We start from the raw sequence: 23,278 nt of genomic DNA, 5'->3' as shown, positions 1-23,278 counted from the left end.
GGAACCGGTCGGGCCGTCGTCGCTTCTAGCATCATGCATTTTGATGTTGCGTTGCAGCACCGAGACATATGTCGGTCATGGCGTTGCACGCTTTGACGGCGCGCCCGCGTAGAACGCCGTCGCGGCGCAAAACAATTCTGGTGACCGGGGGCGCGGGCTTCCTCGGATCCTTTTTGTGCGAGCGGCTGCTCGAGCAGGGCCACAATGTCGTCTGCGCCGATAACTTTTTCACCGGCACGCGCGACAATTTGATGGCGGTGATCGATCACCCGCAGTTCGAACTGCTGCGCCACGACATCACCTTCCCGCTCTATGTCGAAGTCGATGAGATCTACAATCTCGCCTGCCCGGCGAGCCCGATCCACTATCAATACGACCCGGTGCAGACGACCAAGACCAGCGTCCATGGCGCAATCAACATGCTCGGCCTCGCCAAGCGGACCGGCGCGAAGATTCTTCAGGCCTCAACCTCCGAAGTCTATGGCGATCCCGAGATGCATCCCCAGCCCGAAACCTATTGGGGCCACGTCAATCCGATCGGGCCACGCTCTTGCTACGACGAGGGCAAGCGCTGTGCCGAGACGCTGTTCTTCGATTACCGGCGTCAGCACCATATGCCGATCAAGGTGGCGCGCATCTTCAACACTTATGGTCCGCGCATGCAGCCCGATGATGGACGTGTGGTCTCCAACTTCATCATGCAGGCACTGCGCGGCGAGCCGCTCACGCTCTATGGCGACGGGCAGCAGACCCGCTCCTTCTGCTATGTCGACGACCTGATCGACGGCCTCATTCGCCTGATGGAAACCGGCGATGACGTCACCGGCCCGATCAACATCGGCAATCCCGTCGAGTTCACCATGGCGGAGCTTGCCCACCATGTCCTCGCGCTGACCGGCAGCACATCGCCGATCGAGCACCGGCCGCTGCCGCTGGACGATCCGAGGCAGCGCCAGCCCGACATCACACTCGCACGCACGCTTCTCGGCTGGGAACCGACGGTGCCGCTGGAACAGGGATTGACCCGCACCGTCGACTATTTCCGGACGCTGGAGCCGGTTTCGGGCCGGCCGACATGAGGCGCACCGTGCTGGTAACGGGCGGTGCCGGCTATGTCGGCGCGCATTGTTGCAAGGCCTTCGCCGCGGCGGGCTGGAAGGTGGTCGCCTATGACAACCTTTCGCGCGGCCATGCCGATGCGGTGCGATGGGGACCGCTGATCCATGGCGACATCCTCGACGCGCCGACACTCGACAAGGCGCTGGACGAGATTCGCCCCGATCTGGTCGCGCACTTCGCCGCCTTTGCTTATGTGGAGGAATCGGTGCGCCAGCCCGATCTCTATTACCGCAACAACAGCCTGGGTTCGCTGACATTGCTCGATCGCATGCGCGCGGCGGGTCTTTCCAAATTGATCTTCTCCAGCACGTGCGCGACCTATGGCGTGCCGCGGGTCGTGCCGATCGACGAGAATCACCCGCAATCGCCGATCAACCCCTATGGCTGGTCCAAGCTGTTCGTGGAACGCATGCTCGCCGATCATGCCGTAGCCTATGGCTTGGACAGCGTCGCGCTGCGCTATTTCAACGCTGCCGGTTGCGACAGCGACGGATTGATCGGGGAATGCCATGATCCCGAAACACATGTGATTCCGCTGGCGATCGAAGGCGCGCTGGACGGAGAGCGGCCCTTCACGGTGTTTGGGACCGATTTCGACACGCGCGATGGGAGTGCCGTCCGCGACTATATCCATGTCGAGGATCTGGCGCGGGCCCATGTGCTGGCGGGCGAATGGATCGCCGGAAACAAAGGCTTTCACGCTTTCAATCTCGGCACCGGCAAGGGCACGACCGTCTTCGAAATCGCCCATGCCGTGGCGGCGGCATGCGGTTCGGACCGCGCCATCAAAACCGGTCCGCGGCGCGCGGGGGATCCGCCGATATTGATCGCCGATCCGACCAAGGCGCTACGCGAACTGGGCTGGAAAGCCGAACGGTCGGACATCGACACCATCGTCCGGACCGCGCTCGCCTGGCACCGGCGGACCCGCCGATCCGCTAACCCGCCTCAACCACTCTGACCGGACCGGCATCCGCCGAACGCAATATGTCATCCGGCGACCCGGCGCCGACGACACGTCCTTCCGTCAGTCGAACGACATGATCGACGGTGCGAACCGTCTCCAGACGATGCGTGATGATCAGCATCGTGCGGCCCGCGAAATGCGCATGCAGGCCTGCCCGCACCTGCGCTTCCAGTGCGCCGTCGAGCGCGCTGGTTGCCTCGTCCAGGATGAGCAAATCGGGCTCGCGCAGTACCGCGCGCGCGATGCCAACGCGCTGTCGCTCCCCGCCCGAGAGATTAAGCCCCTGCTGCCCAATCCAGCTTTCATCACCGTGTGGCAGCCCCGCCAGGAAATCGCCCAGCCCCGACAGCCGGTAGGCGTGCGCCAGCGCGACTTCGTCGGCATCGGGACGCGCCATCCTGACATTGTTGCGCACCGTGCCCTCGACCAAATCGATGTCCTGGCCCGCGACGGCGATCTGTCCCAGCCAATCGGCGCGCCGCACCGAAGCGAGCGGAGTGTCGCCAACCATCAAACGGCCCTGATCGGGCTCGTAGAGACGCAGCAGCAGGTTGACGATGGTCGTCTTGCCCGATCCGCTCGCCCCGACCAGCGCGGTTACCTTGCCGCGCGGAATGGTCAGGCTGACATCGCGCAGCACGGGCTGGCCGTCATAGCCAAAGTCGACGCCCTCCAGCATGATCGCGGAATAGTCGATGGGAAGCGGCTCATGTCCGTCCTCGGGAAAGGTCTTGTCGGCCCGGTCGACCATCGCACGGACCGCGCGAATCTGTGGTTCGGTATGGGATAGATAAAGCAGATTGTCCTCGAACTCCCGCAGGTGCGGCTGGAGCCGATACAACAGTGCGACGATGGTAAGCGTCGTTTGAAAATCGATCGCCAACAGACCCGCGCTCGCCACGATCAGGCACAGGATGGCGAGGTAGCCCACTTCCGTTGCGGGCCCGATCGCGGCCGACAGTCGCTCGACGCGCGTCAGGCCCTCGCGGGCGGCAGCCGAGGATTCGACGAAATGGGCGTGCTGCGCGGCCTCGCGGCGATAGGCGCGGATGGCGCGCATTCCCTGCAGCGTCATCAGCATCCGCCCGCCCATCGACTGATGCTCAGCCTTCACCGTGGCCCCCAAAGCGGCAACGGGCTGCGAAAGTCGGCCGATGAAGACCGAGACAAGGATAGCCGAGATCGCGGCGGCAAGCGTGATCTGCCACGACAGCACCAGGATGAACGCGGCGAAGACGAGGATCGCCGACAGGTTGATGATGATCCGCGTAAACGCTCGGTAGGCGCTCGCCACGGCCCAGCTGTCCGTGCCCAGCACGTCCATCAGCTCGGCCTGGCTGTGCCGGCGAATGAAATCGTAGGACACTTCGAGATATTGGCGGTGGATGGCATTGCGCGCCGCCTCGCTGATTTGCGCGCTCAGCGCTGCTGATATCCGGCTATACCAATAGGCGATCCACCCGCGCAGAACGATCAACGCGAAGATCGCCACTGCCAGCGGCGCGGTGCCACCAAGCAGGTGCATTGCCCATTCGGCGGCGGGGCCGAACATCCGCGTCATGCCATTGCCGCTGCCCAGCCGGCCCATCGTCACATACAGGAAGAGGATGACCAGGCTGATGCCGATGGTCTCCGCCAAGGACGCGACGAGGCCGAGGAAGATCAGCAACGGTGCCGCCCGTCGCGCCGCCGGCACGATTTTCAGCAGTGCGCGAAGATCCCGCAGTGTCGATAGGCGCCCGGTGATCATGCTGCCGATGCGCATGCCCGGCTATCCTGCGGCCATGGCGCGGTCGGGATCGCCGATTGCGAACCGTACATAGTGGGTTTTCCAGCGCGGCGAACGGCCAAGGCGATGCCGTGCCCCCTTCGCAAGCCGACGGGCCAAAGGACCGACGACGAGCCGCAGCGCCTGCCCCGGCGAGGTGCAAATTAGATCAAGAAAAAAGCGCCACACCAACGTGAAGTCACCGCGCTCTGCCGCCGACAACGCGCACCATTCGAGGTAATTTACGAGGCCCTCGGTAATCGCCGCCCGCGATTCCGGATGGCGCTCGACCATCTCGTCGGCGACGATGCGCCACGACCGCAACATCTGGAGCATATCGCTCGACATATTGCCGGGCAGCGTCCGATAGCCCGTCAGCGGTTCCGGAACGAGCGCGAAGTCGTGATTCTCGGCGATGCGGAAATAGATCGAGAAATCCTCGCAGCCCTGCGCTCCCCGCGCGCGCAAGCCGGAGTCGAAACCGCCAACCTCCTCCAACACGGCGCGCCGGATCAGCGCCGCGCTGCCGTTGCCGATGAAATTGCCCCTGAAGATGTCCTGCAGCACCTGTCCTCGGGCATTGGGCCGATGGCCGACGCTGATAACGCGGCTGTCCGGATCGATCCGCGCATACCAAGTGTAAGCGAGCCCCGCTCGCCCCCCGGCCGCGTCGAGCGCTTCGAGCTGGCGCGCGATCTTCATCGGTGCCCAGAGGTCGTCGGCATCGACAAAGGCGATCAGGTTGGCCGCCGCGGATCGCCATCCCGTATTGCGCGCCGCCGCTACGCCGGCATTAGGTTGCCGCATCACGCTGACGCGGGGATCGGCCGCGGCATGGGCCAGCACGGTTTCGACCGTGCCGTCGCGCGAGCCGTCGTCGACGACGATGATCTCAAGCCGGCGATGAGTCTGCGCTCGCACGCTGCGCAGGGTCTCGTCGATCGTCCCTTCCCCGTTATATGCGGGAATGACCACGCTCACGAGCGGAGCATCGGTGCCACCGATGCCGAGCGACCTGTGCAGGCTATTCCGAACCGCGCGGCGCAGCCCAAGATCGTCGAGCTTGGCCAACAGGCCATCGACGATATCCTCCATCCAGTCGGCACGCGCCGCGAGCGCAGCCGGTGAGCAGCACGCGCCCACGCACAGGGCTTCGAGAATCATCGACGCCAGTGGCCCCGCCTCGCCGTTCGCGATGGGGGTACGAAACGGCGCGCCCAGCGGCTTGCCTCGCGCCGCCGCAATCGTCGCGCACCAGAGGGTGAAATGCGCCGACGCCTGCTCCGCGGCGGATTGCGCGAGTTCCGCCTGCGCGCCCTTGTCGCGGAGTGCGGCAAAACCCCGGCCGATCACGGTCAGTCCGTCGGCGTGGAGTTGGTCGACCTGCTGCGATAGCGACCCGGGATGCAACCGATACGGGGCGTGCAGCCCCGGCACGGGCACGAAAGCCCCCCGTTCGATCGCCAGTCTTTGCCATAGATCCCAGTCTTCGCAGGTTTGGAGATCAGGATCGAAGCCACCGATCGCTTCGACATGGTCGCGCGAAACGAGCGCCGCATGCACGGCAAGGCCGTTGCGCCGGGCGAAAAACTGTCCCGCGTCGGCGATCTCCCGGCTGAAGCGTGGGAGGAAGCCGTGCCCGCCCGCCGCGACGCGCATCGAGCCGCAATAGCTCGCCACGGCATCCGGCGCGGCCTCCGCGGCATCGAACAGCCGGCCGAGCTGATCGGGTGCGAGCCAATCATCGGCATCGAGGAAGAGCAGCCGCCGCCCGTTCGCGATGGTGATCCCTGCGTTACGCGCCGCCGATACGCCGGTGCCCGGGGTGGATCCGATGCGAAAACGCGGATCGCGGGTAGCGTAGCGGTCCGCAATCTCCATGGTGGCGTCGGTAGATCCATCGTCGATTACGATCGCCTCCCAATCACCGAAGCGCTGTTCGATGACGCTGTCCAGCGCGGCCGGCAGCGTGTGGGCCGCGTCGCGTGCCGGAACGATGATCGAAACCGCGCTCATCCCCGGCTCGCACGCGCATGGCGCAGATAATATGCGATCCCGGCGAGGAACCCTGCAATCTCTTGTCGCAGAAACCGGTTCTCGGGCCGCTTTCCGTAACGCAGCCGTTTCCAGCTGCGGCCGGCATAATAGCGCGGCAGGAAATTGAACGCGCGCCACAGGTTGCCGCGATTGCGGCTGCGCTCATATTGCACGAGCAACGCGGCCGAATGCCCCTTCATATAATGGTAAATCTGCGAACTGAGCCCCGCGAGATCGCGGCGGTGATAGTGAAAGGCGACAGCCGCCGGCTCGTAGCGGCAGACGCCGCCCTTGCTCAGGATCCGGTGCCAGAGTTCGGAGTCACCGGAGCAGCCGGCCGCGCCCACATCCAGTCTTTCGTCGAATAGCCCCGCTCGATCGAAGGCCGCACGGCGAAACGCCATGTTCGCGCCGGCCCCGATCTGCCAAACCTCACTGCCTGTCTTTGTGTCGGCGGCAAAGAATTCGGCGCCGAACGTCTGTGGCTCATAACCGCGTCCGAAACCCCAGTGTCGCTCGAAAATCTGCTGCGCCTCGGTCTCGAGCTCGGCTGGAAGGACGAGCCCGGTCGCCGCCATCGCCGTCCCATCCTCCAGCGCACCGGTCAGCCGTTCGAACCAGGACGGATGCAATCGCACATCGTCATCGGTGAAGGCGATGATATCGCCACGCGCGGCGCGCACGCCGGCATTGCGGGCGATATCAAGGCCGGGGCGGTCCTCACGGACATAGATCACGCCCGCGGCCTCAGCAGCGGCGCGCGTTCGCCCATCGCGCGACGCATTGTCGACGACGATTACCTCATCGGGTGTCCGTGTCTGTTTCTCCAGCGAAGCGAGGCAGCGGGTCAGTTCTTCCGATCGATCGCGCGTGCAGATGACGAGCGATGCCGTTGCGCCCGCTGAGGTGGATCTCGCCGAGCTGTATGCCCCGACATCATGCGCCATCGCCGCCAGCTGTGCCCAATGTCGTGACAGATCGATGAGTGTTCCGGGGGGACCCTGATCGATTACCTGCCCCACCGGTCTATCGCCGCGCCAAAAGACGAGCATGGTTTCCGCTTCTATGCGGAGGAGAGGTTGCAATCCCGCTGCGGCATCGATGTGCTCGATCTGGATTCGGGGCATAAGCTTCTCCATCGACTCTTTGTCCGACGAAGGGTGCATCAACAACGTCGCATTGGCGCCGATTGCGGCAATGCGGTCCTGGGGCACGACGGGCGCCGCCTCGAAAGCGCCCTCTTCCATGGTATTTTGTGTCGATGGGCAGGGGTACCCCTTCAAGGAAGCGGCGTGGGTGAAAGCGGGATCAGGGTTTCAGTGGTTATCCCCGCGTACAACGCCGGGCAGACGCTCGACCAAACACTGGCGAGTGTACGTAACCAGACTCATGGCGATCTCGAGATCATCGTCGTCGATGACGGCTCGACAGACGATACCGCGGCAGTAGCGGCGGCGCATGGTGCCGAGGATCCGCGCGTCTCGGTTATCAGCCAGGCCAATGCCGGCGTGGCCGCGGCGCGCAACGCCGGCGTGGCGGCGGCGGAAGGAGAGTTTATTGCCCTTCTCGACGCCGACGATCTCTGGGCCCCGAGCAAGATCGAGCGGCAGCTGGCCGTATTCGCCAGGAGCGATCCTCGGGTCGCGCTGGTATATACGTGGTTCGCGCTCCTCGATGCGCAGTCGCGCGTTATCAAATGGGGCTCGCAGGTACGTCACGAAGGGGACGTGCTCGATCCGCTCGCTTATTACAACTTCATCGGCAATGGCAGCGCGCCACTCATTCGCCGCACTGCGATCGAGGAGGTCGGCGGCTTCGACGCGACGTTGCGTGCACGCGGTGGGCAGGGATGTGAGGACTGGAAGCTCTATTTCGAGATTGCCGAGCGTCACCATTTCGCGCTGGTTCCGGAAGCGCTTACCGGATACCGCCACACCCACAATAACATGTCCAGCAACGGGCTGCAGATGTTGCGATCGCGCGACCTGTGCATTGCCGACCTGCTGCCGCGCCATCCGGCGCTTGAAAGTCGATTCCGCGAAGGGCGCAACCGGCTGAGCCGCACGCTCTTCCATCGTTCGATCGCTCGGCGGCGTTTCGGCGAAGTCGCGTCGCTAGCGGCCGCGATCGGGCGATATGACCCTGCGTTCCTGATAAGGTTGCTCGGAAAGCTGCCCGCAAGCACCCTCATGACGCTGCGGGCGCGCTATGCATCGGGAAGGGGCTCGCAATATCTGCGGGAGACTTGCGTTCAGGCCCCCGAGCTAGCGTCGCTCCAACGCACTTTCTATTGCAAGGCTCCGCCACCTCGGCCGAATGGCAATCTTTCTCGACCTGATAGCGCCGACTGCCTCCGTTAGCGGCGCGTCGGAGGGACCGAATTTCGCTGTTCACGTTCGTTGCTGGCGCAAATGCGATATTCGATCACCGGGCTATTTGGTGGTCCTTCGTCTGGTTTGCGACAGGTCTGATTGGCGCAACCGTCGCTTATCTGGGCGGCTATTTCGCTCAAGCGCAGTTCATGAACGTCGCGCACTACGACGCCGGCAACGCCCAGCGAAAGATGGTCGGGCAGCCAGCCAATCTAGACACAGCGGGGTTCTACAAGGTGGGGAATGTGTGGCTGATGCTCGCCACATTAGCCGCCGTCATCAGCCTTATGGCGTTTGTTATCGGGTCGGCGGTGGTGCTAAGCGGCTTCCTGCCGCGCTGATCGCCTGCAACACCAATGCAAATATGAAGCCAGAAACCTGTAGAAATGCGTGAGTAGAAACGGACTCTGGCTCCGTCAATTGAGGTTCGAATCCTCACGGGGCATCCAGCATCCTTCAGTTAAGCAGGCCTTCCTTCGCGCGAGGAGCATCCATCTGCGGACATCCGGCTGGTCAAAGCGAAAATGCGATTCTATATGGCCGGCATGACCATGCGCGCGATTCTCGACGTAGCGGCCGGGCGTCTTCGCCCGGACCTTGCGCGCGCACGAATGCGGGATACCCAGGCGCGAATTAGTATCAGCCGGATCGGCTGATCCGGCGCGTCGTCGGCCGGGCGTGATCGAGCGCCCCGCCGTTCCTGCCCAACTTCTTGAAAGTTATTCAGCGTGCTTCCTGGTCAAACTTGCGCCCCACGTGCGCCCAAAACTGCTCGTCCAAACCTCGTCCGCCTGCATGTCAGTGGCGACGTCTGCCCCAATCTGCTGCCGCGCCTGCTCGGCCTTGTCGCGCAATTCGACGAGATCCCGTACGGCATCGCGCTCACCCGGCACCGCGCCAGCCTCAAACTCTCGATCGACCTCGGCCGGCTGGAGGACCCGCGCGCAGAAACGTTGCTCAACAAGGTGGCGGTTATTCCGACCGTGCGCGGCGCGCGGCTCGTCGCACTGCGACGCGACTGACGCGTCGCCGCCTCTAGGCGCGGGTGGCCCTTAGCGCCACCCCGAGCCGCGCGCCGCTGCTTCCGCCTTGGCGTCGAGCGGCTCGCCGGCCATCATGTCCTGCGCTGCCGCCATGAGGTCGGGATCGGGCGATCCGGCCTGCGCATAATCGCCACGCGGTGCCGTCGATCCCTGCTGCGTGCGGCGCAGCGCCCAGCCGGACGCGTCGCGGCAGGCAATGCCGTCCGTCGCGCTCGAGCTGAACACTCGACAATAAGCACCCTGTTTGTCGCGGAAGCTGACCGCCACCTTCACCGCCCCGTCGGCACCACCGATTTGGTCGTCAAGAGCAGCGGCGAGCGATCCCGAGGCGTATAGCCCGCCTGCGCCCGAGGAAACGGGTCCGCGTGACACGTTTATTCCGATCATCAGGCCAAGCACCAGGCACGCCGCCAACGCCGCCGCCGCGCGCCATCGCGTCAGGATCGGGCGCGTCCCGGGCGCCGGCAAGTCGACCACGTTGCTTTTCAACAGAGCGGCCAGCCGGTCGGGAACTGGCTCGTCGGCAACCGGCGCAAAGCTGTCCGAGATCCGCTTGCGCAGCGCGCGGTGGCGTTCGACCTGTTGGGCAAGCGCCGGATCGCCGGCGATCGCGCGCTCGACCCGCTTGGCGTTGAGCGGATCAAGCTCGCCATCGGCATAGGCCATCAACATTTCGGGCTCGATCGTCACGCCGCTTCTCCAAGGTCGAGCATCAGTGCCTGGCGGCCCCGCACCAGCCGCGAAGTGAGCGTGCCCATCGGGATATCGAGCACTTCGGCCGCTTCCTTATAGGCAAGGCCCTCGACCAGCACGAGCGCCACCGCCTCGCGCTGTTCATCCGGCAATCGCCGCATCGCCGCGTCGACCTCGCCAAGCGCGACACGCGCCTCGGCTCCGCCGTCCCCGCCCACTCCTGCCCCGGCCTCGGCATCGACAAAGGTCTCCGACGCCCTGCCGCGGGCACGGGCGGTATCGATCCAGGCATTGCGCATGATCCGGTACATCCAGCTGTCCAATCTCGTTCCAGGCTGCCACGATCCGCGCGCAAGCAACGCCTTTTCGACCGTCATTTGACACAGATCGTCGGCGTCCGCCGCGTCCCGGGCGAGCGCACGCGCGAACCGCCGCAGGCGCGGCAGCAACGCAAGCATCTCGTTTTCGAAAGCGGCCAAGCCAATTCCCTTCGTCTGGATGAAACGGATGGCGTCGCCCGTTTAATCCACGCAGAATGATTTTTGCCAGGCGAAAGGATTTGCGTGCTGCGTCACATGGTCATTGCCCTGATCTTGCTCGCCGGCGCGACTGCGGCAGGCGCGCAACTCGTGCCCAGGCTTCCCGCCCTGCCGATCGACGTGCCGGGCCTGCCGGTCGCACGAGGCCTGGCCGATGACGTCCTCCGCGCGCCCTCGGACGCCGCACGCATGCTCGACCAGGCGCGCCGCGCCGCGATCGCGCAATTGGTCCGCGACAATCCCGGCCGCGTCGCGCTCGACCCGGACGGTTTTCCGGCGCGCGCCGGGGAAGTCGTCATCGACGATCCGAAGGATGACGTGATCGCCGCGGCCGTTGCCAAAGGATATCGGGTAATCGAGCGCGGCGACGTGCTGGGCGTGGGGTTCGTTCGCCTTGCACTTCCCGGCCAACAGTCTCTCGCGTCGGCGATAAAGGAAATTCGCAGGCTCGGCGGCGAGGTCAGCGCGGATCAACTCCACATGCCGAGTGGAGCCATGAACGGTCGCCCCGCTCCGGTGACAAGCGGCGACGGCACGCTGATCGGCGTGATCGATGGCGGCGTTGCCGGGGCGGCCATCTCGACCGGATTCGCCGCCGGCGCGCCGCGCGACAATGACCATGCCACCGCCGTCGCATCGTTGATCGGCGGGTCGGGCAATGTGCACGGCGGCTTGCCTGGCGCGCGGATCGCTTCGGCCGACGTCTATGGCAGCGATCCTGCGGGCGGCAATGCAACCGCGATCGCGAAAGCGCTGGGCTGGATGGTTCAGCAGCGCGTGCCGGTGGTGACGATCAGCCTGGTCGGACCCGCCAATCCGTTGCTGGCCAAGGTGGTGGCGGCGGCACAGGCGCGCGGGCTCGTGATCGTGGCGGCGGTCGGCAATAACGGCCCCATCGCGCCGCCGGGCTTTCCCGCTTCCTATCCGGGCGTGATCGCCGTGACCGGGGTCGATAGGCGCAACCGTGTGCTGATCGAGGCCGGGCGAGCGAGCCATCTCGATTATGCGGCGCCTGGCGCGGACATGCTGGCGGCGGGGATTGCCGGTCGGGTCTTTCGGGTGCGGGGAACGTCTTTCGCGGCGCCCCTGGTCGCGGCGACAATCGCTCGCTTCTATCCGTCGCCCTCGCCCACCGCGATTGGCGCAGCGCTCAAACGCGTCGACGCGGTGTCGCGCGACCTGGGGCCGCGCGGGCCCGACAAAATTTATGGCCGCGGCCTGGTCTGCGACGAGTGTCGAACGCCCGCGAAATAATTTTTCCGAGCCGCGGGATTAAAACCGCATCGGGCTCCGTTCTCCGGGCAGAAACAAGGAGAATGGTCATGATGAAGATCCTGTTTGGTGCGGCAACGCTCGCGATCGCGGTCGCCGCGACCCCGGCTTCGGCGCAGCTGCTTGGCGGCGGCGGCGGTCTTGGCGGCACTCTCGGCGGTACGCTGGGCGGCACGCTCGGCGGAGCCAGCGGATCGCTCGGCGGTTCGGGCAATGGCTCGCTGGGCGGTATGATCGATCGCATGCCGGTCGATACCGACACCGCCACCTCGACGCGCAGCTCGACCAGGACGCACAAAAGCGTCGACACCCGCAAGGGCAAGGTCAGCGCATCCAATGCGAGTTCGACCGACACGAATGCGAGCAACAGCAGCCTGATCGGGGACAACGCGCTGACCGGCAGCGGATCGGCAGCGGGCAGCGCCGGCACCGGCATCGACGCACAACTGGTCGGCACGGATGCTGTTCGCGGGACCGCCTCGCGCGCGACCGACGCGACGCGCAACGCGGTCGATCGGACTCGGAACGCCACCGGCGCGGCGGCCGAGCGCGCTCGCGGTACAGCCGGCAATCTGTCGTCCAGCGCTCGGTCGCTCGGCGGCAGTGCGTCGGGCAGCGGCAGCGCCGCCGGCGCGGGCACGCTGTCCGGACTTGGCGGCGCGGCCTCGGGCACGGGCAATCTGGCCCTGGCCGGCAGCGGCGCGGCGAATGCGGGCGCCTTCCCGGTGAACCCCGGGATGGCCGTCACCGACGCCAAGGGGCGTACGATCGGGACCGTTCAGTCGGTGCGCTCGACCGCTCGCGGTACGGTACAAAGCGTGCTGGTCCGCGTCGGCAAGAAGACGGCGGATCTGCCGGCCGCGAACTTCTCGGGCTCGGGCAGCGCTTTGGTCTCGGCGATGGGCAAGGGCGACGTCAAGGACGCCGCTCAATAGCCGAACGGTACGGGTCGCGCCCCTGGATAGCACGCGGCCCGCATCCTGACGGCGCGTCCAGCACCAAGCTGGGCGCGCCGTTTCTCTAGCCCGCGATCCATGCCTTCAGACCCGCGCTTGCACAGGCGTTCTTCGTCATCATGCCTCCAATCCGGGATCGCCTGCCCTTTGCCGCGATGATCATTTCATGCCGGGCATGTCCTTCATCATCTCGTCATGGTCCTCCGGTGCACTGGCGACGAGGCGCTTATATTCTTCGGGCGACATGCCCGGCAGCCGGCGCACGAACGAGACCATGTCCCAGATCAATGGATCCGGATGGGTTTTGCCCCAGGCCGGCATCGCACTCAGCTTGACGCCGTGCTTGATGATCCAGAATTGCTCGCCCGCGCTCAGGTCCTGCGCTTTGGCAAGATCGGGCGCCTGCGGATAAAGACCCTGGCTCAACTCCGACCGCTCGACGCCGGGGCCGAGATGGCAGCTCGAGCACATTTCGCCGTAAAGGCCGGCTCCCGCCGCAACGCGCTGCGGCGAATTCAGATCGGCGGGCGGTGTGATGCCGCGCGCACGAACCGCGATCGAGCGGTCGCGCAGGCTTTCGATCAGCGAATGAACGACAGGTGTGTGCGGTGCATCGGCCGCGATATTGTAGATACCGAAATAGACGAAGGCGGCGGCGAGGATCAGCCCCAGCGCAGCGAACACGCCGACGAACGGGATGCTCGGTAGGTGGCGCCGCATCGTCTCTCTGTCCATCATCTTCCTCCTGTTGCCGCCGCCGACGATCGCTCAGAACCAGAAGCGCATGCCGGCGACGAAGCTCGTGGTTGTCGGATCCTTGCCGTCAGCGCGCACGTAGTCGGCGGTGCGGCCGGTCTTCGCCTCGTACGAGACGCCGATATAAGGCGCGAACTGGCGGCTGATCTCGTAGCGCAGCCGCAGCCCGAGCTCGGCGTCCGTCAGCCCCGAGCCAAGCCGAATCTGGGGCGCATCCTGCGCCGATAGATTGAGCTCGACGCGCGGCTGCAAGATCAGGCGCTGGGTGATGCGCTGGTCGTAATAGCCTTCGAGGCGACCGAGCAACTCGCCCTTGTTGCTGAGGAAGACCGCACCTTCGACTTCGAACATATAGGGGGCGAGGCCTTCGAAGCCGACCGTGGCATAGGTTCGCGTGGGCGACGGCTGGAAATCGTGCCGTACCCCGGCTTGCAGGTTGAAATAGGGTCCGATCGCATGGCTGTAGAGTGCCTGGACTTCGGCAGTTTCGACACCCTCGCGAAACGCGCCTTCGCCTTCGGACTTGAGCCACAGCCGATTGATGTCGCCGCCGACAAATGCCTCGCCATCCCAGCGGTAGCCGTCGCGACCTTCGCGCGCCTGATATTCAGCGAGATTGAACATCACCTGGTAGAATGTCCCGCCACCCTGTTCGCGCATCGCCTGCATGCGTGCGCGCTCCATTTCCCCGGCGGGGAAAAGGCGGTCGGCGTAATGATCCATCGGCGGGGTCGGTGCGGGTGCGTTGCCCGCAGGAAGCGCGGTGCCCGTCTGCTCCATGCCCGGCATCGCCATTTCCGGCATCGCGCCCATGTCGTGCCCCTTGTGGTCGCTCGACATGTCCATCCCGGGCATCGCCGGCTGGGCGGCCGGCCCGCCGCTTGGCTCAGGCTGCGTCATTCCGGGCATTGCCGGCATGGGCTGCGCACCGGGCTTGGCGGGCGGCATCGCCATGCCCGGCATCGATCTGTCCATCGCCGGCGCGGGCCCCGCGGGCCTGGTGCGGGGCGCAGCCTTGCGCCGCGCGATTGGCTTCTTCGCTGCGGCTTTTTTGGTGACGGGCTTCCTTGCGGCCGGCTTCTTTGCCGCCGGTGCGGGCATTTTCATCCCGGGCATGTTCATCCCCGGCATGGTCTGGGCGACAGCGGGGGCGGTGAGCACGAGAGCGGCGGCGGTCGCGAACGCGGCGGTGAGGCGGCGGCTCATGCCGCCTCTCCCTTCGGCCGCACGCTGACGATGCGCATCATGCCCGCCATCATGTGGTACAGGAGGTGGCAATGGAACGCCCAGTCGCCGACGGCATCGGCAGTGAAGTCCCAGGTCACCTTGCCGCCGGGCTGAACGAGGACGGTGTGCTTGCGGGGGCCGTGATCGCCATGTCCCGTGACCAATTCGAAGAAGTGGCCATGGATATGGATCGGGTGACTCATCATCGTGTCGTTGATGAGGTTCACCCGAACCCGCTCGCCCTCGATAAAGGGGATCGGGTCGTGCACGTCGGACATCTTCTCGCCGTCGAACGACCACATGAACCGCTCCATGTTGCCGGTCAGGTGGATGTCGATGCTGCGCGACGGCGCACGCACGTCGGGATTGCGGTCGAGCGCCATCAGGTCCCTGTAGACCAGCACCCTGTGGCCCGCGTCCTCTAGCCCCTGGCCGGGTTCGCCGGTGCGGTCCATCGGCATGGGCGCGATCGTCTGGACGCCCGGGCCTTTCTTGACCTGGGGCGCGTTCGAGAAATCGCGCATCTTCATCGAACCCATGTTCGCGCCGCCCATATCCGCGCCGCCATTCTGGCCGGACATCCCCGCCATCTTGCCATGGTCCATGCCGGCCATGTCACCGGAGGCCATGCCGGGCATCGCGTCCGTCCCTTGCGGTGCAGCCGACAAGGCGGCACCTGACGTTGCCAGCCTCGCCGAGCGGTTCTGCTCGGCGCTCGGATCGATGCCGCGCTGCGGCGCCATCCCGCCCGAATTGTCCATGCCCTCCATCCCGGGCATGCTCGACATGTCCATCCCCATGTCCTTCATGGTCGCGACCGGGCGCTTCCTGAGCGGCGGGACTTCGCCGACCATTCCGGGGCGAGGTGCCAGCGTGGCGCGCGCCATCCCGGATCGGTCGACCGCTTCCGCGATGATCGAATAAGCCTTGTCTTCCGATGGCGTGACGATTGCGTCGTAAGTCTCCGCGACACCGATCTGGAATTCGTCGACCGCAACGGGATGGACATTCTGGCCGTCCGCCTGGACGATCGACAAGGACAGGCCGGGAATGCGGACGTTGAAATTGGTCATGGCGGAGGCATTGATGATGCGCAGGCGCACGCGCTCGCCGGGCTTGAACAACGCGGTCCAATTGTCGCGTGGGCCGAAGCCATTGACGATATAAGTATAAGCGGAGCCGGTCACGTCGAGGATGTCGGTCGGATCCATCCGCATCCGGCCCCAGTCCATCCGGTGCTTGAGCGGCTGGTCGCGCTTGGCAAGCAGCCCGGAGAGCGTCTGGCGCTGAAAGTTGAAGTGACCCGGATCGACCTTGATCCGCCGAAAGATCTCCGCCGGCGACAACGCACTATGATCGGCGAGCACGAGCACATGTTCGCGGTCATAGTGCACGGGATCGGTGCCCGCCGGGTCGATGACGATCGGCCCATAATGGCCGAGCTGCTCCTGCAACCCGGAATGGCTGTGGTACCAATAGGTGCCCGATTGCCGGATCGGAAATTCATAGGTGAAGGTGGAGCGCGGTTTGATGCCGGGGAAGGAAACGCCGGGCACGCCGTCGAACTGGGTCGGCACGAGCATGCCGTGCCAGTGAATCGAGCTGTCCTCGTCGAGCGCGTTGACCACGTTGAGCCGGACCTTCTGCCCTTCGCGCAATCGCAAAAGCGGCGCGGGCACGGTACCGTTGACCCCGATCGCGCTCATTCTGCGACCGTCGATGACCATTGTCTGGCGCGCGATCGTCAGCGTGATATCCTCGCCGGAAAGCGTCGGGAGCGGTCGCACGATGCCCGCCGAATTGGTTTGCGCCCAGGCAGGCAACCACGCCGCCAGCGCGAGGCCGCCTCCCGCGAACGTGGCGCCACGCAGCAACTGGCGGCGGTCGATGGTGTCGGTCATGCTGGTCCTGGGTCCCGTCTTCAACTTGGGCGTCTGAAAGGCATACGCACGTCGTGCGCGTGCCCCTCACTTTTCCCGGACAACATGGGGTCTGACACTATGTCAGGGTCAAGCACCGCGATTCAGCCTCTGCCGAGGCGCTCGGCAAGCTTGGCGCGCGCGCGGCGTATGCGTGTCTCGACCGCCTTCTCGCTGATCGACAATATTGCAGCGGTCTCGCCCTGACTCAGCTCGTCGATCGTGTGCAGGATCAGGGGCTCGCGGAGCGCCGCCGGAAGCTCGGCGATCGCACGCGAGAGGCGCGCCATTTCCTCGCGGCCGGCGGCCTCCGCGTCGGGGAGCGTGCGATCCTCGGCGATCTGGTTGCTGGTGTCATCAAGCGGCAGAGCGAACGCGAACAATCGCCTGACCGCGCGCCGGCGGCGCCAATCGCGGCACTTGTTGAGCGCGATCGTCACGAGCCAGCGCCGCATCGGGCGGTCGGGCTCGTAGCGCACGAGCGCGCGGTGCGCGGCAACGAAACTTTCCTGCACGAGGTCGAGCGCCTCGTCGGTATCGCCGATATTGTTCGCGATGATGCGATACAGGGGCTCGCGGTGGCGGCGCATGATCTCCGCGAAGGCGGAGTCGCGCCCGGCGATGCTGAGCGCGGCCAGCTCGCCGTCGGTCAGCGCGGTGAGATCGAGCGTCACCGCGCGTCGACGGTCAGCGCCTTCACCACCGCCTGATCGAATGTCGCCGCCTGATCCGGCCGCAGTATTTGTCGCATCGCGAAGATATGCGCGAGCGTATCCTTCTGGAGCTCGCCCATCACGGCATGCGAAGCATCGACCGCGGCGGCGACCTGCGGACCATTGCCGTGCTCGGCCTGGATTGCGCCCGCGAGTCGCGCATTGGCGGCGCGTAGCTCGAGCTCGAGCGCGCGACGGCGGATCGCGAAGCGCTGCTCAAGTGCGTCGAGCCGAACCTCCTGCCCCCGATCGAGATGTAGTTGATGGTGGAGCACCCCATGGAGTTCGGTGCCCTCGTCTTGCGGCACGGGAACCAGCGCGCGGCCGATAAACACCCCGGCGATGCCGGCCAGGAACGCCACCACCGCGATGACGATCGTCCAGCGCAGCGGTTTCACTGGCTGGCCGTCAGCAGGGTCGACGGTGCGAGCGGGCTCGAGGGACCGAACGGCGAAAGCGTGTCAGGTGCCGCCTTCGCCTGAAGCGAACCGCCGCTTATAATCCCGAGCGTCAGCGCCGCGACAACGGCGACGGCTCCGATTCCAATTCCGTGTACGGTCGTCGTGCATGCACGGTCGTGCAACCGCCCGAGCACCGCGCCTTCGATCGACATGAGCCCCGGGTGCGCCGGTATGGTCGAAAGCCGTCGAAGGGCCGCGTCCAGATCCTGTTCCATAACCATCTCCGCTCGCCCTTTCTCGCTCTTACGCGCCGGGCGAAGCAATCCCTCAAAAAAAACGTGCGGGCCCCGAATCGCAAAATTTCTGTGCTGATTGATGAGGGGTTGCTGGGGCGAGATGCGTACTCCTGATTGCCGACGTCTTGTCGGCCCTCCGGAGAATGCCGCTTTTGCGTTTTGCCCCGATCAGCGCGGCCGTGCTGCTTGTTGCGCCGGTTGCGGCTTATGCCCACTCCGATCGAGATCGCCGGGCCGGGGCGGCATAAATTCGGGGCTTGACCCTGACATGATGTCAGACCCCACATGGGGCGGCATCGGAGGACCGTTACATGAATCACGCCGACCCCCATGCCCATCCCGCGAGCGGCTGCTGTTCCGGTCACGCCCTGACCGAGGGCCAGGTGAAGGACCCGGTCTGCGGCATGACCGTGGATCCGGCCGCGACGCCGCACCATGCCGAGCATGATGGGCAAGACTATCATTTCTGCAGCGCCGGCTGCCGCGCCAAGTTCGTGGCCAGCCCTGAATCCTATCTGGGTGGCGCCCGCCCAGAATCCGAGGCGGCGCCAGGCACCATCTGGACCTGTCCGATGCACCCGCAGATCCGTCGCGACGGTCCGGGCACGTGCCCGATCTGCGGCATGGCGCTCGAGCCCGAAGAGCCGTCGCTCGACGATGCACCCAATCCCGAGCTGGTCGACTTCACGCGGCGACTATGGGTGTCGGGCGTGCTCACCTTGCCGTTACTCGCGATCTCGATGGGCGCCGAAATGCTCGGCATCCGCCTCGTCGACCCGAAGTGGTCGCCCTGGGTGCAATTGCTGCTGACGGCGCCGATCGTGCTGTGGGGTGGATTGCCGTTTTTCGAGCGCGGCTGGGCGTCGCTCAAGACCCGGCACTATAATATGTTCACACTGATCGCGATCGGCGTTGGCGCGGCGTTCACGTACAGCCTGGTCGCCACGGTCGCGCCCGGCCTGTTTCCGCCCAGCTTCCGGCAACACGGCATGATGATCCCGGTTTATTATGAGGCGGCCGGCGTCGTAGTGACCTTGGTGCTGCTGGGACAAGTGCTCGAACTCCGCGCCCGCGCGGCGACCGGGCGCGCGATCCGGGCGCTGCTCAACCTCGCGCCAAAAACGGCGCGCCGGATCGATGCCGACGGCGGCGAGAGCGAAGTGCCGTTGGGCGAAGTCATGGTCGGCGACAGGCTGCGCGTGCGCCCGGGCGAAGCGATCCCGGTCGACGGCATGGTTATCGAGGGCCGTTCCCCGGTCGACGAATCGATGCTGACCGGCGAGCCCGCGCCGGTGCTCAAGGAGGCGCAGGCGCGGGTCACCGGCGGCACGGTCAACGGCACCGGCAGCCTGGTGATCGAAGCCCGGGCGATCGGCTCCGACACGGTGCTCGCCCGGATCGTCAAGATGGTCGCGCAGGCACAGCGCAGCCGGGCGCCGATTCAGGCGGTAGCCGACCGCATCTCGGGATGGTTCGTGCCGCTGGTCGTCGCGATCGCGGTCGCCACGTTCGTAGTGTGGAATTTGGTCGGTCCCGAGCCGCGCTTCGGCCACGCGCTGTTGAACGCAATCGCGGTGCTGATCATCGCGTGCCCCTGCGCGCTCGGGCTCGCGACGCCGATGTCGATCATGGTCGGGACCGGACGCGGCGCGCATGCCGGCGTACTGGTCAAGAATGCCGAGGCGTTGCAGGCGCTGGAAAAGGTCGACACGCTGGTGATCGACAAGACCGGAACGCTGACGGAGGGGCGGCCCAAGCTGATCGCCGCCGAGCCGCTCGGCGACCTGGGCGAAGACGCGCTGATCGCCGCCGCGGCGGCGGTCGAGAGCCGTTCGGAGCACCCGCTGGCGCGCGCGATCGTCGAGGCGGCCGAGGCGAGACGCCTGGAGCTGGCGCCGGTCGAGGATTTCGAATCGCAGACCGGTCTCGGGATCAGCGGGCGCGTCGGCGGGCGCGCGGTAGTCGTTGGCAATGCCGCACAGATGCGGCGCGTCGGAATCGATCCGGCGGCGTTGGACGAAACCGCCGAACGTCATCGCAGCGAAGGCGCCGGGGTCATGTTGGTGGCGATCGAGGGACGGCTGGCCGGTCTGGTCGCGGTCGCCGACCCGCTCAAGGAATCGGCCCGCGACGCGATCGCCGCGCTGCACCGCGACGGGCTCAGGATCGTCATGCTGACCGGCGACAGCCGCGGCACGGCAGAGGCGATCGCCCGCCAGATCGGCGGGATTGACGAAGTCCATGCCGATCTCAAGCCCGAGGACAAGGCGCGCATCGTCGGCGAACTCAAGGCGAAGGGCGCCACCGTGGCGATGGCCGGCGACGGCATCAACGACGCGCCCGCGCTGGCAGCGGCCGATGTCGGGGTGGCGATGGGGACCGGCACCGATGTCGCGATCGAAAGCGCGGGCATGACGCTGACCAAGGGCGACTTGTCGGCAATGGTGAGGGCACGCAGGCTCGCACATGCGACGATGGGCAATATCCGCCAGAACCTGTTCTTCTCGTTCCTGTTCAACGGGATCGGCGTGCCGGTCGCGGCGGGCGTGCTCTACCCGGTCGCCGGGATCCTGATGTCGCCGATGTTCGCGGGCGCGGCGATGGCGCTGTCGAGCTTCACGGTGGTATTGAACGCGCTCCGACTCAACGCGGTGAAGCTATGAACATCGGCCAGGCCTCGGAAGCGAGCGGCGTCTCGCAGCGGATGATCCGCCACTACGAGAAGATCGGGCTGATCCCGCGCGCGCCGCGGCGCGACAGCGGTTATCGCGATTATTCGCCCGCCGATCTCCACCGGTTGCGCTTCATCGCCAATGCGCGCGACCTCGGCTTTCCGATCGAGGACATCCGCACATTGCTTGACCTGTGGAACGACCGCAGCCGCGCGAGCGCCGAAGTCAAGGCATTGGCCACGACGCGAGCCAGAGAACTCCATCGCAAGGCCGAAGCGCTCGAGGCGATGCGACGGACGCTGATCGACCTCGCCCAACGCTGCCACGGCGACACCCGGCCCGACTGCCCGATCCTCGATAATCTGGCGAGCGAGTGAAGATGCCGCATGGCATTGCAACTGCCGGCTGCAACCGCGACGCCGCCAATGGCACTCGATCACGGTGCCGGCGTTTTGGCGGAGACGGAGCCCGTCACACCAAACGAATTACGCTTTGAAATTGCGTCCGAATTTCTAGCGCCTGCCGTATCATGCCATAGATTATACCATAGCTCGAAAAAGTACCCTGTTTCAAGCTGGGACGACGTGATATACCGGCCTCGGTTTCTGAATGAATGGCATGCCGACCCCTTTCTTCCAAATGGAAGAAAATCGACATGAGGTACCAACACAACTTGAGCGTCCGGCTGGGCAAGCGCTTTCGCGCGCGTGCCTCTGGTTGGTTCGCAATCACCGCATTGTTGATCTTGGGATTAGCGGTCGTCGCCTGCGCGACGTTCCGCTAGGCCCTTCAAACCGCCCCTTCGGGGTCGCGGAACCGGGGTCGGTGTTTGAAACCGACCCCGGTTTCGGAACGAAGTCCCATTCGAACCGCTCCGTTCCCTACATAAGCGTTCGCGGGACCATGTTGAGGTCAATCCAAGCGTCGAAAACGCCCCGATCCGCAGGCGGGCTACCCGCCTCGGCGAGTTCCTTTGCGCGGACATAGACGCGTTCGCGAAGCTCGTCCGTTTCCCGCTGCTGACGCTCAATAACCTGCCATACCCCCACCGACGGACCTTCGGCGAGGATGCGCTCTTGCATCGCCTGGTTCGCCTTCCAGTTGGCGGCGAACTCTGCCGCGAGGGCGCGATCGGCGGGATCGTCGCTCGCGATTACATAGTCGATCCAACCGACGACCGGCGTCTCGGCGTCGTCCGTCACGCGCCCCACTCCGGGCCCTCTGGATCGACGCCGTCGAGCGAATCGCCTCCCGGTCCATAGTCGCCGGGCACGTCGGGATAGAGGTTATCCCACTCGGCGGGCGACAACTGCGATGTCTCGTCGGATGGTTCTGGTCCCGGTGGTCGTGGCGGGGGCAGCGTCGGCGCGCCGCCGCCGAACCTGATGCGAACGACCGCGCAATTCGGGCGCGGCTCCTGGAACACGACTTCATAAGTCTCGTTCCTGATCTTGCTGCCGATCCACGCGTTTTGCTCGCTGCGGATATAGCCGATCTGGATACCGCGGGCGCTGTCGACGGCGATCGCCTGCGGGTCGTGCGGGTTTTTCGGTTCGAACCGGAACGTCACGGGCTCCCCCGGCGTGGAGATCTCGACCTCGAAGCGGCGGCTCGTCTTGCGCCGATCCTCGTTCGGGTGATTGATGCCGACGACAGCCAGGCTCAATTCGCGCTCGTCCATCGGGACGCTATAGCACTAGCAGATGATTCGAGGAGATACGGATGCCGCTCGTCCAATTAGATGCCCTGCCAAAGGGCCAGGTCGTCGTGAACACCGATGACATCGTTCTGATCCACCACAACGGCGCCAACGTTGAAATCGTGCTTCGCGGCACGGAATGGCGGGTCCTACTGCCGCACGCGAGCGTGGCCGATGTCGCCGCCGATCTCGACCAAGTCGATAATTTGGTGTTGCGCAACGTCATCCCGACCTGATGTCCGACGACAAGGGCAAGGTGATACGCTTCCCGACGCAGGCGGTGCGCCAGCGTGCCCGGCGAGGGCCGCGCGCGGTGTCGTGCATCGTGTCGGGGCAATACCTCGTCTTCGGGGAGGCGGGCGAGGAGATGGGCGACGGTATCCCCATCCACGTCTCGTTGATGACCGAGGGCGCTGGGTCGCAGCACGAGGGCAAGCCTGTCTGCCGGGCGAACCTCTATGTCACTCTCGAGGAATTGAGCGCCGTAGTCGCAGCGCTGTCCGGCGGGGAGGATGCCGCCGGGATCGTGCGGGTTGATGGTGCCGCGCTGGACGTGCCCCGGATCGAGCGTATCGAGGTGACGTACGTCACGGCAGATCAGCAAGCTGTGATCGACGCGCTGGGCGCTCGACAGCAAACCACGAACCTCGTCAGCTTTTTCATCGAGGCCACCGACGACAGTCCGGCGCGGATCGAAGATTGGCAGCTACCGGTGATCCGCTGGCGCGGCCGACACCGGCAGATCATGCCGAATGGCGACATGGTCGAGATAGGGCCGCCGGCGCTCAAGCCGGTGAAATGAGGGAGCGGCCCGACGGCGTCGCACCTT

The 23,278-nt window shown here is 65.5% G+C and carries 24 protein-coding genes; 11 read left to right on the top strand and 13 right to left on the bottom strand.

The window, feature by feature from the left end; all coding sequences use genetic code 11:
* Positions 1–77 precede the first annotated feature (77 nt).
* A complete protein-coding gene (locus AC1DQQ_RS17675) occupies positions 78–1,079 on the top strand; it encodes a UDP-glucuronic acid decarboxylase family protein (protein ID WP_478046133.1) in 1,002 nt (333 codons plus the stop codon).
* Entirely contained in the window at positions 1,076–2,080 is a 1,005-nt protein-coding gene (galE, locus tag AC1DQQ_RS17670) for a UDP-glucose 4-epimerase GalE (RefSeq protein WP_478046131.1), read from the top strand. The genes AC1DQQ_RS17675 and galE overlap by 4 nt, the downstream gene beginning before the upstream one ends.
* On the opposite strand, the gene AC1DQQ_RS17665 is transcribed toward galE, so the two are convergent.
* From AC1DQQ_RS17665 to AC1DQQ_RS17655, 3 genes are read right to left on the bottom strand one after another with little or no spacing between them, the layout of a single operon-like run.
* Positions 2,058–3,851, bottom strand: coding sequence for an ABC transporter ATP-binding protein (locus AC1DQQ_RS17665; protein ID WP_478046129.1), 1,794 nt, complete (start codon positions 3,849–3,851; stop codon positions 2,058–2,060). The genes galE and AC1DQQ_RS17665 overlap by 23 nt on opposite strands.
* Before the next feature lie 6 nt (positions 3,852–3,857).
* The gene (locus AC1DQQ_RS17660; RefSeq protein ID WP_478046148.1) at positions 3,858–5,870 is read right to left on the bottom strand and encodes a glycosyltransferase family 2 protein; all 2,013 of its coding nucleotides are present in this window, start codon (positions 5,868–5,870) and stop codon (positions 3,858–3,860) included.
* Positions 5,867–6,913 (bottom strand): glycosyltransferase family 2 protein, encoded by a 1,047-nt coding sequence (locus tag AC1DQQ_RS17655; RefSeq protein ID WP_478046128.1) that lies wholly within the window; start codon positions 6,911–6,913, stop codon positions 5,867–5,869. Before AC1DQQ_RS17655 ends, AC1DQQ_RS17660 begins: the two co-directional genes overlap by 4 nt.
* 57 nt (positions 6,914–6,970) lie before the next feature.
* On the opposite strand from AC1DQQ_RS17655, the gene AC1DQQ_RS17650 reads away from it, so the two are divergent.
* From AC1DQQ_RS17650 to AC1DQQ_RS17640, 3 genes are all read left to right on the top strand, one after another.
* Positions 6,971–8,251 carry a glycosyltransferase family 2 protein gene (locus AC1DQQ_RS17650; protein WP_478046126.1) on the top strand — a complete coding sequence of 427 codons (1,281 nt, stop codon included), beginning with the start codon at positions 6,971–6,973 and terminating at the stop codon, positions 8,249–8,251.
* Between the two features lie 161 nt (positions 8,252–8,412).
* Complete coding sequence (locus AC1DQQ_RS17645; protein ID WP_478046124.1) at positions 8,413–8,604, top strand: hypothetical protein; 192 nt, start codon at positions 8,413–8,415, stop codon at positions 8,602–8,604.
* A gap of 387 nt (positions 8,605–8,991) precedes the next feature.
* Entirely contained in the window at positions 8,992–9,285 is a 294-nt protein-coding gene (locus tag AC1DQQ_RS17640; RefSeq protein ID WP_478046122.1) for a hypothetical protein, read from the top strand.
* A 30-nt stretch (positions 9,286–9,315) separates the two neighbouring features.
* Here AC1DQQ_RS17640 and AC1DQQ_RS17635 read toward each other — a convergent pair whose 3' ends face one another.
* Both AC1DQQ_RS17635 and AC1DQQ_RS17630 read right to left on the bottom strand, forming a co-directional pair.
* On the bottom strand, positions 9,316–9,996 hold the full coding sequence (locus tag AC1DQQ_RS17635; protein ID WP_478046120.1) for an anti-sigma factor family protein: 681 nt from the start codon (positions 9,994–9,996) through the stop codon (positions 9,316–9,318).
* Entirely contained in the window at positions 9,993–10,457 is a 465-nt protein-coding gene (locus AC1DQQ_RS17630; RefSeq protein WP_478032031.1) for an RNA polymerase sigma factor, read from the bottom strand. The genes AC1DQQ_RS17635 and AC1DQQ_RS17630 overlap by 4 nt, the downstream gene beginning before the upstream one ends.
* A 105-nt stretch (positions 10,458–10,562) precedes the next feature.
* Here AC1DQQ_RS17630 and AC1DQQ_RS17625 point away from each other — a divergent pair, with 105 nt between their 5' ends.
* Together AC1DQQ_RS17625 and AC1DQQ_RS17620 are read left to right on the top strand one after the other, a co-directional pair.
* A complete protein-coding gene (locus AC1DQQ_RS17625) occupies positions 10,563–11,792 on the top strand; it encodes a S8 family serine peptidase (protein WP_478046118.1) in 1,230 nt (409 codons plus the stop codon).
* Positions 11,793–11,860: 68 nt separating this feature from the next.
* Positions 11,861–12,745 (top strand): hypothetical protein, encoded by an 885-nt coding sequence (locus AC1DQQ_RS17620; RefSeq protein WP_478046116.1) that lies wholly within the window; start codon positions 11,861–11,863, stop codon positions 12,743–12,745.
* 180 nt (positions 12,746–12,925) lie between these two features.
* Here the strand turns inward: AC1DQQ_RS17620 and AC1DQQ_RS17615 are convergent, their stop codons facing one another.
* The 6 genes from AC1DQQ_RS17615 to AC1DQQ_RS17590 all read right to left on the bottom strand — a co-directional run bounded on the left by AC1DQQ_RS17615 (position 12,926) and on the right by AC1DQQ_RS17590 (position 18,057).
* The gene (locus AC1DQQ_RS17615) at positions 12,926–13,501 is read right to left on the bottom strand and encodes a c-type cytochrome (protein ID WP_478031873.1); all 576 of its coding nucleotides are present in this window, start codon (positions 13,499–13,501) and stop codon (positions 12,926–12,928) included.
* Between the two features lie 33 nt (positions 13,502–13,534).
* Positions 13,535–14,728, bottom strand: coding sequence for a copper resistance protein B (locus tag AC1DQQ_RS17610; protein WP_478031874.1), 1,194 nt, complete (start codon positions 14,726–14,728; stop codon positions 13,535–13,537).
* Complete coding sequence (locus tag AC1DQQ_RS17605; RefSeq protein ID WP_478046114.1) at positions 14,725–16,650, bottom strand: copper resistance system multicopper oxidase; 1,926 nt, start codon at positions 16,648–16,650, stop codon at positions 14,725–14,727. The genes AC1DQQ_RS17610 and AC1DQQ_RS17605 overlap by 4 nt, the downstream gene beginning before the upstream one ends.
* A gap of 122 nt (positions 16,651–16,772) precedes the next feature.
* Entirely contained in the window at positions 16,773–17,342 is a 570-nt protein-coding gene (locus AC1DQQ_RS17600; RefSeq protein WP_478031877.1) for an RNA polymerase sigma factor, read from the bottom strand.
* A complete protein-coding gene (locus tag AC1DQQ_RS17595; RefSeq protein WP_478046112.1) occupies positions 17,339–17,779 on the bottom strand; it encodes a periplasmic heavy metal sensor in 441 nt (146 codons plus the stop codon). Before AC1DQQ_RS17595 ends, AC1DQQ_RS17600 begins: the two co-directional genes overlap by 4 nt.
* Positions 17,776–18,057 (bottom strand): hypothetical protein, encoded by a 282-nt coding sequence (locus AC1DQQ_RS17590; RefSeq protein ID WP_478046111.1) that lies wholly within the window; start codon positions 18,055–18,057, stop codon positions 17,776–17,778. Before AC1DQQ_RS17590 ends, AC1DQQ_RS17595 begins: the two co-directional genes overlap by 4 nt.
* Positions 18,058–18,389: 332 nt before the next feature.
* Between AC1DQQ_RS17590 and AC1DQQ_RS17585 the strand changes: the two genes are divergently transcribed.
* Positions 18,390–20,741, top strand: a complete 2,352-nt coding sequence (locus AC1DQQ_RS17585; RefSeq protein WP_478046109.1) for a heavy metal translocating P-type ATPase — start codon at positions 18,390–18,392, stop codon at positions 20,739–20,741.
* Complete coding sequence (cueR, locus tag AC1DQQ_RS17580) at positions 20,738–21,127, top strand: Cu(I)-responsive transcriptional regulator (RefSeq protein WP_478031882.1); 390 nt, start codon at positions 20,738–20,740, stop codon at positions 21,125–21,127. The genes AC1DQQ_RS17585 and cueR overlap by 4 nt, the downstream gene beginning before the upstream one ends.
* Positions 21,128–21,631: 504 nt before the next feature.
* Here the strand turns inward: cueR and AC1DQQ_RS17575 are convergent.
* Positions 21,632–21,952 (bottom strand): hypothetical protein, encoded by a 321-nt coding sequence (locus AC1DQQ_RS17575; protein WP_478046107.1) that lies wholly within the window; start codon positions 21,950–21,952, stop codon positions 21,632–21,634.
* Positions 21,949–22,431 (bottom strand): HIRAN domain-containing protein, encoded by a 483-nt coding sequence (locus AC1DQQ_RS17570; protein WP_478046105.1) that lies wholly within the window; start codon positions 22,429–22,431, stop codon positions 21,949–21,951. The genes AC1DQQ_RS17575 and AC1DQQ_RS17570 overlap by 4 nt, the downstream gene beginning before the upstream one ends.
* A gap of 41 nt (positions 22,432–22,472) precedes the next feature.
* On the opposite strand from AC1DQQ_RS17570, the gene AC1DQQ_RS17565 reads away from it, so the two are divergent.
* Both AC1DQQ_RS17565 and AC1DQQ_RS17560 read left to right on the top strand, forming a co-directional pair.
* Positions 22,473–22,685 carry a hypothetical protein gene (locus AC1DQQ_RS17565; protein WP_478046103.1) on the top strand — a complete coding sequence of 71 codons (213 nt, stop codon included), beginning with the start codon at positions 22,473–22,475 and terminating at the stop codon, positions 22,683–22,685.
* Positions 22,685–23,251, top strand: a complete 567-nt coding sequence (locus AC1DQQ_RS17560; protein ID WP_478046101.1) for a hypothetical protein — start codon at positions 22,685–22,687, stop codon at positions 23,249–23,251. Before AC1DQQ_RS17565 ends, AC1DQQ_RS17560 begins: the two co-directional genes overlap by 1 nt.
* Positions 23,252–23,278 lie beyond the last annotated feature (27 nt).

This window comes from Sphingomonas sp. P4_G3 (assembly GCF_056401105.1).
Note: the sequence above shows the minus strand (reverse complement) of the source record. Positions and strands in the feature narration are given on the sequence as shown.

What these genes read in the sequence shown, in the direction of transcription:
- AC1DQQ_RS17665 (WP_478046129.1), bottom strand. Translation starts at nt 3,851, where the DNA reads ATGCGCATCGGCAGCATGATCACCGGGCGCCTATCGACACTGCGGGAT.
- AC1DQQ_RS17560 (WP_478046101.1), top strand. Translation starts at nt 22,685, where the DNA reads ATGTCCGACGACAAGGGCAAGGTGATACGCTTCCCGACGCAGGCGGTG.
- AC1DQQ_RS17620 (WP_478046116.1), top strand. Translation starts at nt 11,861, where the DNA reads ATGATGAAGATCCTGTTTGGTGCGGCAACGCTCGCGATCGCGGTCGCC.
- AC1DQQ_RS17565 (WP_478046103.1), top strand. Translation starts at nt 22,473, where the DNA reads ATGCCGCTCGTCCAATTAGATGCCCTGCCAAAGGGCCAGGTCGTCGTG.
- AC1DQQ_RS17630 (WP_478032031.1), bottom strand. Translation starts at nt 10,457, where the DNA reads ATGCTTGCGTTGCTGCCGCGCCTGCGGCGGTTCGCGCGTGCGCTCGCC.
- galE (WP_478046131.1), top strand. Translation starts at nt 1,076, where the DNA reads ATGAGGCGCACCGTGCTGGTAACGGGCGGTGCCGGCTATGTCGGCGCG.
- AC1DQQ_RS17610 (WP_478031874.1), bottom strand. Translation starts at nt 14,728, where the DNA reads ATGAGCCGCCGCCTCACCGCCGCGTTCGCGACCGCCGCCGCTCTCGTG.
- AC1DQQ_RS17605 (WP_478046114.1), bottom strand. Translation starts at nt 16,650, where the DNA reads ATGACCGACACCATCGACCGCCGCCAGTTGCTGCGTGGCGCCACGTTC.
- AC1DQQ_RS17570 (WP_478046105.1), bottom strand. Translation starts at nt 22,431, where the DNA reads ATGGACGAGCGCGAATTGAGCCTGGCTGTCGTCGGCATCAATCACCCG.
- AC1DQQ_RS17590 (WP_478046111.1), bottom strand. Translation starts at nt 18,057, where the DNA reads ATGGAACAGGATCTGGACGCGGCCCTTCGACGGCTTTCGACCATACCG.
- AC1DQQ_RS17675 (WP_478046133.1), top strand. Translation starts at nt 78, where the DNA reads ATGGCGTTGCACGCTTTGACGGCGCGCCCGCGTAGAACGCCGTCGCGG.
- AC1DQQ_RS17615 (WP_478031873.1), bottom strand. Translation starts at nt 13,501, where the DNA reads ATGGACAGAGAGACGATGCGGCGCCACCTACCGAGCATCCCGTTCGTC.
- AC1DQQ_RS17645 (WP_478046124.1), top strand. Translation starts at nt 8,413, where the DNA reads ATGAACGTCGCGCACTACGACGCCGGCAACGCCCAGCGAAAGATGGTC.
- AC1DQQ_RS17585 (WP_478046109.1), top strand. Translation starts at nt 18,390, where the DNA reads ATGAATCACGCCGACCCCCATGCCCATCCCGCGAGCGGCTGCTGTTCC.
- AC1DQQ_RS17660 (WP_478046148.1), bottom strand. Translation starts at nt 5,870, where the DNA reads ATGAGCGCGGTTTCGATCATCGTTCCGGCACGCGACGCGGCCCACACG.
- cueR (WP_478031882.1), top strand. Translation starts at nt 20,738, where the DNA reads ATGAACATCGGCCAGGCCTCGGAAGCGAGCGGCGTCTCGCAGCGGATG.